The sequence below is a fragment of the Paraburkholderia acidisoli genome (assembly GCF_009789675.1).
Classification (GTDB): domain Bacteria; phylum Pseudomonadota; class Gammaproteobacteria; order Burkholderiales; family Burkholderiaceae; genus Paraburkholderia; species Paraburkholderia acidisoli.
The window spans coordinates 687,793-701,443 of record NZ_CP046913.1; the positions used below are offsets into that span (position 1 = coordinate 687,793).

Annotated in this window: 13 protein-coding genes; 8 read left to right on the plus strand and 5 right to left on the minus strand. The window is 64.7% G+C overall.

Going from position 1 to position 13,651, the window contains the following annotated elements; translation table 11 throughout:
• Positions 1–71 precede the first annotated feature (71 nt).
• From FAZ98_RS02940 to FAZ98_RS02955, 4 genes are all read right to left on the minus strand, one after another.
• Positions 72–806: a 4'-phosphopantetheinyl transferase family protein gene (locus FAZ98_RS02940; RefSeq protein ID WP_158948622.1), complete on the minus strand. Its 735-nt coding sequence runs from the start codon at positions 804–806 to the stop codon at positions 72–74.
• Positions 807–1,117: 311 nt separating this feature from the next.
• The gene (locus FAZ98_RS02945; protein ID WP_158948624.1) at positions 1,118–1,864 is read right to left on the minus strand and encodes a methyltransferase, TIGR04325 family; all 747 of its coding nucleotides are present in this window, start codon (positions 1,862–1,864) and stop codon (positions 1,118–1,120) included.
• Between the two features lie 600 nt (positions 1,865–2,464).
• A complete protein-coding gene (locus tag FAZ98_RS02950; RefSeq protein WP_158948626.1) occupies positions 2,465–3,316 on the minus strand; it encodes a methyltransferase, TIGR04325 family in 852 nt (283 codons plus the stop codon).
• 70 nt (positions 3,317–3,386) lie between these two features.
• Positions 3,387–4,280, minus strand: coding sequence for a cupin-like domain-containing protein (locus FAZ98_RS02955; RefSeq protein ID WP_158948628.1), 894 nt, complete (start codon positions 4,278–4,280; stop codon positions 3,387–3,389).
• A gap of 793 nt (positions 4,281–5,073) precedes the next feature.
• Here FAZ98_RS02955 and groES point away from each other — a divergent pair.
• The gene (groES, locus tag FAZ98_RS02960; protein ID WP_137333599.1) at positions 5,074–5,364 is read left to right on the plus strand and encodes a co-chaperone GroES; all 291 of its coding nucleotides are present in this window, start codon (positions 5,074–5,076) and stop codon (positions 5,362–5,364) included.
• A 45-nt stretch (positions 5,365–5,409) separates the two neighbouring features.
• Positions 5,410–7,050, plus strand: a complete 1,641-nt coding sequence (gene groL, locus FAZ98_RS02965; protein ID WP_158948630.1) for a chaperonin GroEL — start codon at positions 5,410–5,412, stop codon at positions 7,048–7,050.
• A gap of 165 nt (positions 7,051–7,215) precedes the next feature.
• On the opposite strand, the gene FAZ98_RS02970 is transcribed toward groL, so the two are convergent.
• Positions 7,216–8,097 (minus strand): hydroxymethylpyrimidine/phosphomethylpyrimidine kinase, encoded by an 882-nt coding sequence (locus FAZ98_RS02970; RefSeq protein ID WP_158948632.1) that lies wholly within the window; start codon positions 8,095–8,097, stop codon positions 7,216–7,218.
• 281 nt (positions 8,098–8,378) lie between these two features.
• On the opposite strand from FAZ98_RS02970, the gene FAZ98_RS02975 reads away from it, so the two are divergent.
• From FAZ98_RS02975 to FAZ98_RS03000, 6 genes are all read left to right on the plus strand, one after another.
• A complete protein-coding gene (locus FAZ98_RS02975; protein WP_008342674.1) occupies positions 8,379–8,549 on the plus strand; it encodes a rubredoxin in 171 nt (56 codons plus the stop codon).
• Positions 8,550–9,065: 516 nt separating this feature from the next.
• Positions 9,066–10,547, plus strand: a complete 1,482-nt coding sequence (locus tag FAZ98_RS02980; protein ID WP_158948634.1) for a hypothetical protein — start codon at positions 9,066–9,068, stop codon at positions 10,545–10,547.
• Between the two features lie 339 nt (positions 10,548–10,886).
• Positions 10,887–11,465, plus strand: a complete 579-nt coding sequence (locus tag FAZ98_RS02985; protein ID WP_158948636.1) for a YqgE/AlgH family protein — start codon at positions 10,887–10,889, stop codon at positions 11,463–11,465.
• A 59-nt stretch (positions 11,466–11,524) separates the two neighbouring features.
• Positions 11,525–11,956 carry a Holliday junction resolvase RuvX gene (ruvX, locus tag FAZ98_RS02990; protein WP_199272316.1) on the plus strand — a complete coding sequence of 144 codons (432 nt, stop codon included), beginning with the start codon at positions 11,525–11,527 and terminating at the stop codon, positions 11,954–11,956.
• Positions 11,953–12,474: a bifunctional pyr operon transcriptional regulator/uracil phosphoribosyltransferase PyrR gene (gene pyrR, locus FAZ98_RS02995; RefSeq protein WP_158948640.1), complete on the plus strand. Its 522-nt coding sequence runs from the start codon at positions 11,953–11,955 to the stop codon at positions 12,472–12,474. Before ruvX ends, pyrR begins: the two co-directional genes overlap by 4 nt.
• A 128-nt stretch (positions 12,475–12,602) precedes the next feature.
• Positions 12,603–13,643 carry an aspartate carbamoyltransferase catalytic subunit gene (locus tag FAZ98_RS03000; protein ID WP_158948642.1) on the plus strand — a complete coding sequence of 347 codons (1,041 nt, stop codon included), beginning with the start codon at positions 12,603–12,605 and terminating at the stop codon, positions 13,641–13,643.
• The last annotated feature ends 8 nt before the right edge of the window (positions 13,644–13,651 follow it).

A 13,651-nucleotide genomic window follows, 5' to 3' on the forward strand; every position in this document is an offset into this window, starting at 1 on the left:
GCGGCGGGTAAAACGGGGACGATGCGATTCAGTTATGAAACATCTCACGCTGCGCGCGTGACGATTGGCGCTCAGTTCAGGCCACTGACGCCATTCATGCGGACGATGGACCAGTCCGTGCGCCGCGCGGCCACCGCGCCCGCGCACGCCGGGTTCACGGCCAGGGCGCGAATGCGCCACTGCGCCGCTTCCTGCGCGTCGCCGCCCACGTAGCGCGGCGTGGTGTCGCCATGGGCGCCGAGATCGAATTCGAAATGATCGGGCGGCAGAATGAAGCCGGTGCCGAGCGCTTTCAGACACGCTTCCTTGCGCGCCCACGTTTCGAAGAACACCGCTTCGCGTTCGGCGTGCGGCAATGCGTCGAAGGCCGCGAGTTCGCGCCACGAGAAGACTTGCGTCGGCAAACTCTCTTCGATCACGCGCACGTTTTCCACGTCGATACCAATTTCAAATCCGTTCGCCACCGCGAGCGCCGCGATGTGTTCGCTGTGGCTGAGATTGAAGTGGAGTGTCCAGTGCGCCGCCTGCGTCGCGCAGCGCGGTTTGCCTTCCGGACCGTAATCGATGGCCACCGCGTGCGGCGGCAGCGCGAGATAGCGCGCGAGAAGGCTGCGCGCTGCGCCGCGTCCCGCCACGTAGCGGCGGCGATGGATGTCGAAACGGAATTTGCCGGCGCGCTCGCGTTCTTCGGGGGAAAGCGTCGCCCAGTACTGGTCGATCTCACGCTCGCTGGCGTGGTCGTCCAGATCCCACTGCCACACGTGCACAACGTGCGGAGCGGGCGGCGCGAGAAGGGACGATGGCATGGCGGGCGTGGGCGAGTGAAAGCGGACTATCTAGCTGGGATCGATCGATGTTTCGATCTACCAGGCGATTCTACTTAGCAATACGCGCCGGTTTGTTATCAACCCCACAGATCGCTTTCGGAACGTCGCTTACGATTGGCCCACATTGCACTGCACTGCGCATACGCAGCAATTTCGCAGACAGACATCGTTCGGACAAGACGAGTGGACGCCCAATGACGACAGCGATTGCGATCACGGCAGGAGGAGACAGGCAGCGAGGCACGCGCGAACGTGCCCGCTGCGCCGTGGGCGCGAACGGTGTTGCGCAGCTATTGCAGCCGCTCGAGCCACAGTCCCGTGTACGCGATCACATTGGCGGAAGGATGGTCGGGCACGGGAATGCCGAACTCCGGCGCGCGCCATTCGCCGAGTACGCCGTAGCCGAGACGCCTGAAGTCGTCGATAAGCTTGGCGCGGTTGTAAAGCATGCACGCAACCCGGATATGCCCGACGTCCTGCACCACGGCGAAGTCGCTGCCGTCGATGAGCGGGGTGCGATTGATGAGTATGTATTGCGGGCGATGCGCGATGCTTGCAATTAACTCCGGCAAAGGCTTGCTGAAATAATGAAGCGAGCCGCTCGCAATGAACAGATCGACTTCGCCAATGTTGCTGAAGTCGTCGGTGAACGAGAGATTGCGCGCGTCGCGATCGCTCGCCAGCGTGCGGCCTCGCGAAATATTCTCGGGCAGATCGTAGACGGTCCAGGTGACGTCGTCGCGCAAAGGCAGGTAATTGCGGTAGCAGTAGTAGAGATTTCCGACATTGCCACCCATGTCGAAGATCTTGCGCACGCCGCTCAGCCGATCTCGCAGGTAATAAAACGCGGCGTAGTCGCTGGTGCCGGCCGCGCGATCGAGATGCCAGGCGGCATTGGCGGGATTCTCGTGGCCGCCTTTCGCGAACGGCCGGACCGCGCTTTCGGCTTCGCCGAGCGTGCGGAAGCTGCGACGGTAACCCAGCATCCAGCCGACGAGGGTCGCGCCGAAGCGTGTGCGACCGGTTCCTTCGATCACGCGGCGCCCGTATTGCGTTCTACCGAATACCCGAAAAAGCTTGGCTGCCGAGACGATTTGCATGTCCCGTAGTCTGATCTGCGTTTGCATAACCATGCTCCGACAGAGAGGAAAAATGCACCAGTCTCACCCGCAGCGCGAGAGCCGATGACGGTGCCAGCCAGCGTGAGCCCGACTTTCACGCAACGCGCGAAAAATCAGTGCGTCATGCCGATGTGAAGTGGGCGGCGTCGTCGCCCGGTTGCGGTGCGACGTTCGCGGAAAAGGCGTGTCTGGGAGTGGATTGCGCCGTGCGCGGCGTGACAGTGAGTCGTCGCTAGCGCAATAGCGGCACGCGGCCCACGAGGCGTGGGGTCGTGCGCATCGACCGTTCGGGCGACGTACAGGCGCATAGGAGTCTCCTCGCGTTGGGGGCAGCACGCTTGTGCCTCGTGCCCCCCCCGTCATCCATGGCAACACACTACGGCGTGCGCAACGCGTGAACCGTGCGCAATCGCACCAACCCATCGATCCGGGCGTGACGACAGGACGCCTTAAAGCGCGTCTACGCCTGCTCGAAAGCGGCCCATTCGATGGGGTCCCGATCCCGATCCCACGGTCTCATTGCGTCTGCGCTTCCGGTTGACGCTCGAAATAAAACCCTTCGAGACACGAGAGCGTTCGCTCCGGGTGAAACGGAATCGACACGCTGATTTCCGGCACCAGCCAGCGGTCGCGCAGCCGATAACCGTGCGACTCGAAATACGCCATGAACTTCTTGCGGCTGAAGAATCGATACGGCGTGGCCGTGGTGATGTAGTTCTGGATCGTCCAGATTTCGCCGTCGTCGGTGAGCGACACCTTGTTGACGAAGATGTGCGACGGCAGCGTCTCGACGCTTTCGAGTACGCCCGGCCCTTTCTCGCCCAACGGGTCGGGCAGATACTGTATGACGCCCAGCATCAGCATGATGCTCGACATCGGCGCCTCGGCGAGATCGGTGCCGAACGTGATCATCGTCGACTTCAGTTCCTCGTGACGCGCGATGCCGCGCTTCACCGTTTCCGGCATATCCACCACGTGCCAGCGCAACGGCATGGAGAGCAGGTCGTAACGGGTGCAGATTTCATAGAAGATGCCGCCGGCGCCGCCGATATCCAGCACGGTACTGCCGGACTTGAGCAGTTTGCTCAGCCAGAGCAGCACGGCGAACTGCGAAGTCTGAAACGGCTGCGGCGCTTCATGGGTCTCTTCGTGCACGAGCACCCTGGCAATGCCTTCGTCGTTCCAGCCGACATGATTGAGGTCGGTCGCGGCGCGCTCGGCGTCTTCGAAACTGCCGTACAGACCGAAGAAGGGATTCATGCGTTTGGACCAGACCGTCCGCGCATAGAACTGCGGCACGCCCGGAATCTTGCCGACCCAGCTGCCGACCTGGCTGTGCATGAACATGGCTTTCAGAACGTTCTTCATGGCGTTTCCAGAGACACGGTTTCCGGCACGGAGCGGCGCCGATCAATAGCGTGGCTGGGGGCGATCGGCACTATCGCGAGATCAGGGACTTCACACGCCGGAATCCGCTGAGCGCCGCCACCTTCGAGCTATCGACGAATGCCGGCGCTCCCGGCGGCTGCGGCGGCCGCGGCACGAGCCCCAGCTTTCTCAGCTTGTGATTCGCGCGATAGACGTCGCCGTAGCGGCGCGGGAATTCCATGTTCAGGCTGAGCGAGATCGACACGTTGTCGTGGTTCTGTACCCAATGCGCCGCGTGCGTGGGAATGTGCACAGCGTCGCCCGGATGCAGCGTGAACTTGCGGGCCACGGTTTCCGCATGCGGCTTGTAAGTGCCCGCCGTGATCGACACTGAGTAGTACTCCTCGATTTCTTCCTCGGTGGTCACGCTGCGGTCCATCGGGTCGCACACCCACAGGTCTTTCGAGCCTTGAATCTGCACGAGGAAATTCACCTCGGCGTCGAAGTGATAGGGCGTCTTGCGGCCCGGCGACGTAATGAAAACGAGCATTTCCGCGTTGCTCAGCAGGCGCGATCCTTCCGGGCCGGCCAGCTCGCGCACGAAGGCCTCGTACTCGTCGAGCAGCGCCTTGTAGGCCGGGTCGAGTTCGACGTGTTTCATCACGAGCCAGGCGCCCGCCGTTTCGATCCGGTCGATGATCTCGGGGATCGTCATGTTCGGTTTGGGCGTGGTGCCCCACTTGTCGGCCAGACTGAGATCGCCCGCGTCGACATACACGTCGCCCTCGCGCTTCGAGGCCGCCTCGGCCACCTTCGTCAACGCCTCGATCGAAAACAGCGGATGGCCGGCGAGCGGATGTTGCGCCGCGAACGGCTGCTTGTGGAGCGCGGCGCAGGACGCGGTGAACGAATCGACGGTGCCCCATTGCGTATGGGACGTGCCAGGGACGGTACGGGTCAACATGGATCGACTCCAGACGCAGGAAATATCGACAAAGATTTCGAAAGCCGCAGGGCGGCGAGTGCCGCGACCCGGCCAATGCCGTGCTGGTTGCAGTGCGGGCTGCGCCGAGCCGAATACCGCGCGACGCCAGCCATATGCGCGGCAGTTTGGCCGATGCGATTTGCCGCGAATGTTCGCCGTCACTCACTCCGCACAACTTACCGCTACGGCGCGCTGAAGGGTCAGAACTACCGGTTCGCGGCGCAGCGTCCGGGGGATCCGCGTCGATCGAATCGGAATCAGATTGCGTGAGGAAAGGGAGAAACGAGCCGATAGGCACGGCGAGCCCGGTTTGGGTCACCCGTTGCAGCGGTTTTCCGGGGCGCGATCAATCAACTGGGATGTAACGAGTGTTTACCCCTAATGTCGAACGACAGCTTTAATTGGCGTGTCGTGACGTTACTGAAATTGTGGCGGGAATCGCTCCGTGACGCATTTTCGGGATCGCGATGTGCATCTTAATTATTTGATTTTTCTAGCTATATTCAGGATGGTCGATCTTCGATCGAGTGCGCGAGTCGACATCCCATCGCCTTGAATTTCATGCACGACGCATCCCGTCCCGGGGAACTCCGTGCGCAAAATCCCATCTGTCCCGGTTCTTGAATTTGTCATTCCCCGTCCATATAATTAGCACTCACCGCATGAGAGTGCTAACAACGCTCGGTGCAACCATACCTCTGGCTGACGGTTGTCGGCAGCCAGGTTTTCTTGAGTCTCTTCTCAAGTCCCAATCAAGATAGAGGATCTATCCATGAACCTTCGTCCTTTGCATGATCGCGTGATCGTCAAGCGCCTGGATCAAGAAACCAAGACCGCTTCGGGCATCGTGATCCCGGACGCAGCGGCTGAAAAGCCGGATCAAGGCGAAGTCCTGGCAGTCGGCCCGGGCAAGCGCGACGACAAGGGCGCGCAAATCGCCCTCGACGTCAAGGTTGGCGATCGCGTCCTGTTCGGCAAGTACGCTGGCCAGACCGTCAAGGTCGATGGCAACGAACTGCTCGTGATGCGCGAAGAAGACATCATGGCCGTGGTGCAGAAGTAAGCTTCGCCCACCGCACATTCATCAAGAATCCCAAGGAGTTAGAAGATGGCAGCTAAAGACGTCGTGTTCGGCGATTCCGCCCGTTCCAAGATGGTTGAAGGCGTGAACATTCTCGCCAACGCAGTGAAGGTCACGCTGGGTCCGAAGGGCCGCAACGTGGTCCTCGAGCGCTCGTTCGGCGGCCCGACGGTCACCAAGGACGGTGTCTCGGTCGCGAAGGAAATCGAGCTGAAAGACAAGCTCCAGAACATGGGCGCGCAAATGGTCAAGGAAGTGGCTTCCAAGACCAGCGACAACGCAGGCGACGGCACGACGACGGCAACCGTCCTCGCGCAATCCATCGTTCGCGAAGGCATGAAGTACGTCGCATCGGGCATGAACCCGATGGACCTGAAGCGCGGCATCGACAAGGCAGTGGGCGCAGCCATCGAAGAACTGCGCAAGCTGAGCAAGCCCTGCACGACCAACAAGGAAATCGCGCAAGTCGGCTCGATCTCGGCGAACAGCGATTCGTCGATCGGCGACCGTATCGCTGAAGCGATGGACAAGGTCGGCAAGGAAGGCGTCATCACCGTCGAAGACGGCAAGTCGCTGCAAGACGAGCTCGAAGTCGTCGAAGGTATGCAGTTCGACCGCGGCTACCTCTCGCCGTACTTCATCAACAACCCGGACAAGCAAGTTGCCGTTCTCGACAACCCGTTCGTCCTGTTGTTCGACAAGAAGATCTCGAACATCCGTGATCTGCTGCCGGTTCTGGAACAAGTCGCGAAGGCTGGCCGTCCGCTGCTGATCATCGCTGAAGACGTCGAAGGCGAAGCCCTGGCTACGCTGGTCGTCAACAACATCCGTGGCATCCTGAAGACCGTCGCCGTCAAGGCTCCGGGCTTCGGCGACCGTCGCAAGGCCATGCTCGAAGACATCGCGATCCTGACCGGCGGCCAGGTCATCGCTGAAGAAACGGGCCTCACGCTCGAAAAGGCAACGCTGAACGAACTCGGTCAAGCGAAGCGTATCGAAGTGGGCAAGGAAAACACGACGATCATCGACGGCGCAGGCGAAGCCACGGGCATCGAAGCGCGCGTGAAGCAAATCCGCACGCAGATCGAAGAAGCAACGTCGGACTACGACCGTGAAAAGCTGCAAGAGCGCGTTGCCAAGCTGGCAGGCGGCGTGGCAGTGATCAAGGTCGGCGCTGCGACCGAAGTCGAAATGAAGGAAAAGAAGGCACGCGTGGAAGACGCGCTGCACGCTACGCGCGCTGCCGTTGAAGAAGGCATCGTCCCCGGCGGCGGTGTTGCTCTGATCCGCGCTCGCGTTGCCGTCACGGGCCTGAAGGGCGCTAACGCCGATCAAGACGCTGGTATCAAGATCGTTCTGCGCGCCATGGAAGAACCGCTGCGCCAGATCGTCACGAACGGTGGCGAAGAAGCGTCGGTCGTGGTGGCAGCGGTTGCTCAAGGTTCGGGCAACTACGGCTACAACGCAGCCACGGGCGAGTACGTCGACATGGTCGAAGCCGGTGTGGTCGACCCGACGAAGGTCACGCGCACGGCGCTGCAAAACGCAGCTTCGGTCGCAGGCCTGCTGCTGACGACGGACGCAGCGGTTGTCGAAGTGCCGAAGGAAGATGCACCGATGCCCGGCGGCATGCCCGGCGGCATGGGCGGCATGGGCATGGACATGTAATCTCGGCTTACGCCGCGAGTTACATCGAAGTGCTGATGGAGATACGCCTCGCGGCGTGTTTCCATCGCCCGAAAAGAAAAAACCCGCAGCGATGCGGGTTTTTTTTCGTCTGTACGTTTTGTCGATACACCGCGCGCACGGCGCGGTGATCAGTTCAAAGCGGCGTCAATGCTTGGCTTCGCCCGGCGGCGGCAGGTGCTCGGCGGCACCGGCGCCCGGCGGCGTTTCGCCGTCTTCCTCGGTGTCGTTGCTGCGCGCCCAGAAAAACCGGTCGGGCAGCCACGCGCCCATGCCCGGCCGAAACGCGCTCTGCACGGCCTGATACAGATATTCCTGCGCCTCGCGCACGGCTTCGGGCGGCTCCTGCCCGTTGGCGAGCAAGGCCGCGATGGCCGCGCCGAGCGTGTCGGTCACGCCCATCATCGCTTGCGGATTGCGGTCCCACAGATCCTGGCGCACCTGGCCGTCTTCGCTGTAGAGCGTGTTGACGATGCGGTGCGAGCCCGTTTCCATCGCGAGGATGTACTCGCAGCCGGTGGAGAGCAGGTGCGCGATGGCCGCGTCCACGCCGGGCGCGTCGGCGTCGCCGTCGGGTTGCGCGAGCGCGATGAGCGTGGAGACGTCGGCCACCAGCAGCGTGGTTTGCGGCACGAGCAGGTCGGCCATGGCCTCGCGCAGTTCGTCGGCGGCGAGCACGTGTTCGTCGTCGAGCGTGAAGTCGGGCGCGAGAATGAGCGGCACGTCGTCGTAGTCGGCGACTACTTCGGCGATCGCGCTCACGACTTCGGCGCGCGCGCCCGCGCCCACCTTGAAGGCGGCAATAGGCATGTCTTCGAGCAGCATGCGCGCCTGGGTCGCGACGGTTTCGGGGTCGAGGCCGGTGACTTCGTCGCAACCCGCGGAGTCGCGCACGGTGTAGCCGGTGAGCGCCGAAACGCCGTGGCAGCCCATGCTGGCGAGCGTGAGCAGGTCGGCTTGCAGGCCGCCGCCGCCGGTCGGATCGGAAAGGCCGAAGGTCAGGACGATGGGAGGGGTGTCGCTGGGCATGAACGTAGCGAAAGAAGAGGAACGTCGAGCGGGCGCGAACTGCTGCACCCGCGCTGCATCAGATGCCAATTATGCGTCTTCCGGGGACGGATGGCTCGCGCGCGGTGCGGATTTTTGCGCAACGCGCCACGTTCATTCGCGCCATTTCATTATCCGACCTGCGCCAGAGCGGCGCGGCGGGCGTTTCGCGGGCCGGCGCGCTAGGCATAAAAACGCCAACACGGTACCATCATGGCTCTCGTTTCTCCCCACTGCTTTTGACTTTTTCACGCGGCATAAGAATGGAATATAGAAGCTGGATGTGCCTGATCTGCGGCTGGATCTACGACGAAGAAGCCGGTTTGCCGGACGAAGGCATCGCCCCCGGCACGCGCTGGGAGGATGTGCCCATCAACTGGACGTGCCCCGAGTGCGGCGCGCGCAAGGAAGACTTCGAGATGGTCCAGATCTGAGGCCGTGGAGGCCGGTAGCCATTTCCACTCTCGGGTGGCCAACGCAACCGGCTGACTATGTGTCGATGATCCCAACGCCGGCGCGCTCGCGCGCCGGCGCTGTTTTTTCCGCTGGTTTCGTCGATTGGCTTGATTGAAGCAACCGGGGTGCGTGACCGGTCGGCATCGACAGGCACCAGAATTGCGCGCCCTTCGAAGCGGTTTTCACTGCGCCAGCGTTGCTGTCAGCCGCTGCTGTCAGCCTCTTTAATTCGCGCAGATGTCGTGCACCGGGCGCCTCCGCGCACAACGCTCGATCCCGGACTGTGCTGTCGCGCACGGCGCGATGTCGCTTTCGATGCTGGAATGCGCATCGGCGTGCCACCATTTGCGTGACGCGCGCGGCGTTCACGTGCGGCCATCGTCCGGCACGCCGCTATCTTTCGCTCCGCCCGCCGTCGCAGACCCGGTGCCGCTGTTGCGCCGACGTCGCGGTTTCCCGGCGAGGTCGGCCCGCAATCGTTTCCGGCGCTGCCCATGAATCTGTCTCCCCGTTTCGAAGCGTTGCCCAACCCGCGTGGTGGCCAGGTGCCGTTCGCGCACGGCGCGCTCGCCCAGGCGCTTGCCGCGCTCGACGACCAGCGCGACGTCGCCCGCCCGCTGCGCCAGGCCGCGCGCACGCTGCGCGACGCCGGCTGGCTCGCCGCCGCGCGTTTCGCCGACACGCTCCTGCTCGCCTCGCCGCTCGCGCTCGCCGCGCCGGTGCCCGTCGCGCCGCCGCCGGGCTTGCCCGCGCGGCCGTTGCACGCGCAGGAGGAGCCCGAAGGCGCCGAAGTCCGCGACGCGTTTCGCGACGCGCTCGAAGCGCTCGTCGCCGCGCTCGACCGCCACAATCTGCGCGAACTCGCGTGTTCACCGGCGCTCTACGCGCGCCAGCACGCGCTCGTCGCGGCGCTCGGCGAGCACATGCCCGGCGTCGCGCTCGCCTACGACGAAGTCGCGTTGCACGGCCGGCCGCTCGCGCCCGCCACGCTGCGCGCGCAGCCGGCGCAGCGCTTCGGCCAGGTGCGCGCGCGTTACGAGGCGGCGCTGCTGCCCGCGCTCAAGGCGCGGCTGAGCAACGGCGGCTCCGGCGACGCGTTCGCGCTGGCCGCCTTCGACGACATGGACGCCTGCATGAGCGAACTCGCGAGCGCGGATCCCTACGACTTCTGGCGGCTTGCCGCCGCCTGCGGCCGCGTGTTGCGGCGGGGCGTGGACTCGTGGGGCGACGAGGGCGTGCGGCGCTTCTACGCGCGCTGCAATCTGCTGATCGGCGAACACGCGCGCGGCCTGCGCTTTGCGCCGCAATCGCTGGTGCGCTCGACGCTCGCGCAGCTCTGGCGTGACTACGCGCTGTTCGGCGCGGCGGCCGAAGACACCGACGACGTGGAACTGCTGCACGACTATGGCTTGACCGTCGACTGGCACGTGGCCGGTACGCAGGCGTCCGAGGCGCTCTGGGAAGCCGCAAGCGAAGAGGCCAGCGCGGCGGCGTCGCGCGTGGCGCACTCGCGCGATCTCGGTGCGCTGGTCGTCAACGGCAACGCGTACGAAGACTTTTTGCAGACCGCCGACGCGTCGATGCTCGCCATCGGCGCGCATTCGCGCACGCTCGCCGCGCGCGGCGAAGGCGGGCACGCCGATCCGGCCGAGGCGCTGGTGGCGGCCAACGCCGCGTACCGCATCGGCGCGGCGGCATGGGCGCTCGGCCTCGGCCACGTGGGCTTGCTCGCCGACGCGCTCGGCCTCGCCTGGCGTCGCACCGCGCACGCCGCGACGCTCGGCGCGCACGCGGAGGTGTCGCACGCCGATCAGGTCGCGCCGAATGTTGCCGCGCCCGGCGCGGAGGCGATCGAGGAAGCGAGCGAGGCGCTGCGCGCGATGCTGCACAAGGTCGCGGCCGGGGTCGCGCAACCCGATGCCACGCCCGCCGTGCGCGCGCTCGGCACGGCGATCGCGGGCAGCGTGCTGCATTGAAGGCTTGACGCTGCGCGAAGTGAAGCGCGGCAATGCGAAGTGCGGCAATGCGAAGTGCGGTGGGCGCGGCGAACTCGATCGGCGAAAGCGGGCATCGGCCGGGTATCGCTTTTGCCTGCGAATGCAGCATGTTGGTGCGTCTCAACAGCGCGCCAATACGCGATTTGGCGCCTTTTATCGGCCAAATCGCCATGTGACGCGAATCGCGGCCGCACGCCGTGCAGCCCCTGGGCGCGCGCGTGTTAGAGTGAGTCATTCCCCTGCCATGCGCGATACGGCGGCCGCAGCCGTTTTGCCCGCGCGCCGCCGCCGCGCATCGCCTTTGCTAGAATTCAGACCATGTCCAAGAGTACCGATCGCATCAATCTCACGAACCAGTTCCTGATCGCCATGCCCAGCATGGCGGACCCCACGTTTTCGGGAACGGTGGTTTACCTTTGCGATCATTCGGAGCGCGGCGCGCTCGGTCTCGTTATCAATCGTCCCACCGACATCGACCTCGAAGCGCTGTTCTCGCGCATCGACCTCAAGCTCGAAATCGAACCGCTGCTGCACGTGCCCGTCTACTTCGGCGGCCCGGTGCAGACCGAGCGCGGCTTCGTGCTGCACGCGCCCGCCGAAGGCACGAACTACACCTCGTCCATGTCGGTGCCGGGCGGCCTCGAAATGACCACCTCGAAGGACGTGCTCGAAGCCGTCGCCAACGGCAGCGGTCCCGAGCGCTTCCTGCTCACGCTCGGCCACGCGGGCTGGGGCGCGGGCCAGCTCGAAGAGGAAATCTCGAAGAACGGCTGGCTCACGGTCGAAGCCGACCCGAAGATCGTGTTCGACGTGCCCGCCGAGGATCGCCTCGAAGCGGCGCTCGCGCTGCTCGGCATTTCGTCGTCCATGTTGTCGGGCGAGGCGGGCCACGCATGAGCGTGGCGGGTCAGGGCCAAGGCCAGGGGCAGTCCGGCCACGGTCAGACGGCAGGCGCGGTGAGCCGCGCCCTGACCGGCGACGCCACCCTGCTGGCGTTCGATTACGGCGAAAAACGCATTGGCGTGGCGCTCGGCAACGTGCTCACGCGCAGTGCGCGCGCGCTCACGGTCATCGCCAATAAAAGCCGCGACTATCGCTTCGAAGCCATCGGCGACTTGCTGCGCGAATGGCAGCCCAATGTGCTCGTGGTCGGTTTGCCGTGTCATCCGGACGGCACGCCGCACGCCATGACGCAACAGGCGCAGCGCTTCGGCAATCAGCTGAACGGGCGCTTCAATCTGCCGGTCGTGTGGGTCGACGAGCGCTATTCTTCCGTCGATGCCGAAGCGCGCATGCGCGAGCGCGGCGAACGCACGGGGCGCGACGTGCATGTCGATGCCGAAGCCGCCTCGGTGATCCTGCAGCAATATCTCGACGAACTCCCATGAGCACACCCGACGCCGAAGCGCTCTATCGCGCCGTCCTCGACCAGATCCGCGCGGGCTATGCGGCGGACGCGTTCAGCGCGCCCGAAGGCATCGCCATCGTCGGCATTCATAGCGGCGGCGCGTGGGTGGCCGAGCGGCTCGCGCAGGACCTCGACGCCGCGCAATGGGGCGTGGCCAACGTGGCGCTGCATCGCGACGACTACGCGAAGAAGGGCTTGCACAGCCAGGCGCGGCCCACCTCCTTGCCGTTCGAAGTGGCGGGGCGCCGCATCCTGCTCGTCGACGACGTGCTCTCCACGGGCCGCACGGTGCGCGCGGCGCTCAACGAACTCTACGATTACGGCCGCCCGGCCGCGGTGGAACTCGCCGTACTCGCCGATCGCGGCGGCCGCGAACTGCCGGTCGCGGCGCGCTTCGCGGGCGGCGCGGTGAGCCTGCCCGACGACGCCAATCTCGTGCTCGCACGCGGCGACGACGGCCGCTTCGCCTTTCATCTCGAGCCGCGCGGCAACGCCTGACGCGCGCGGCGCTCGCCGGTAAATCGACAGCGAGTCCACATGGAATCGCCCGTCATTTGCCAACCCACGGTGAGCGAACCGCGCCGCGCCTCACGCTTTGCCCCGGCTTTATCTCCAGGATTCACGCGATGAACACACAGTCCACGCCCGACGCGCCGCTGAACGCCGCGCGCGACGATGCGCGCTTTCGCTACGGCTTTCTCAAAGGCAACCCGCAGCTCACGAAAAACGGCGAGCTGAAGCATCTGCTGTCGATCGAAGGCTTGCCGAGGTCGATCGTCACGCACATTCTCGACACGGCCGAGCAGTTCGTGAGCGTCACCGACCGCGAAGTGAAGAAGGTGCCGCTCCTGCGCGGCAAGTCGGTGTTCAACCTGTTCTTCGAGAACTCCACGCGCACGCGCACGACCTTCGAGATCGCGGCAACGCGGCTTTCGGCCGACGTGCTGAATCTGAACATCAACGCTTCGTCCACGAGCAAGGGCGAGTCGCTGCTCGACACCATCGGCAATCTCTCGGCGATGCATGCCGACATGTTCGTGGTGCGTCACGCGTCGAGCGGCGCGCCGTATCTGATCGCCGAGCATTGCGCGCCGCACGTGCACGTGATCAACGCGGGCGACGGTCGTCACGCGCACCCCACGCAGGGGCTGCTCGACATGTACACGATCCGCCACTACAAGCGCGACTTCACGAATCTGCGCGTGGCGATCGTGGGCGACATTCTGCATTCGCGTGTCGCGCGCTCCGACATCCACGCGCTCACCACGCTCGGCGTGCCCGAAGTGCGCGCGATCGGCCCGCGCACGCTGCTGCCGGGCGGCCTCGAACAGATGGGCGTGCGCGTGTTCCACAACCTCGACGAAGGGTTGAAGGACGTGGACGTCATCATCATGCTGCGCCTGCAGAACGAGCGCATGAGCGGCGCGCTGCTGCCCTCGGCACAGGAGTATTTCAAGAGCTGGGGCCTCACGCCCGAGCGTCTCGCGCTCGCCGCGCCCGACGCCATCGTCATGCATCCGGGGCCGATGAATCGCGGCGTCGAAATCGACTCGCAGGTCGCGGACGGCCCGCAGTCGGTGATCCTCAATCAGGTGAGCTTCGGCATTGCCGTGCGCATGGCGGTGATGGGCATCGTCGCGGGCAATAACGCCGACAACCACGACTAACGCGGAAC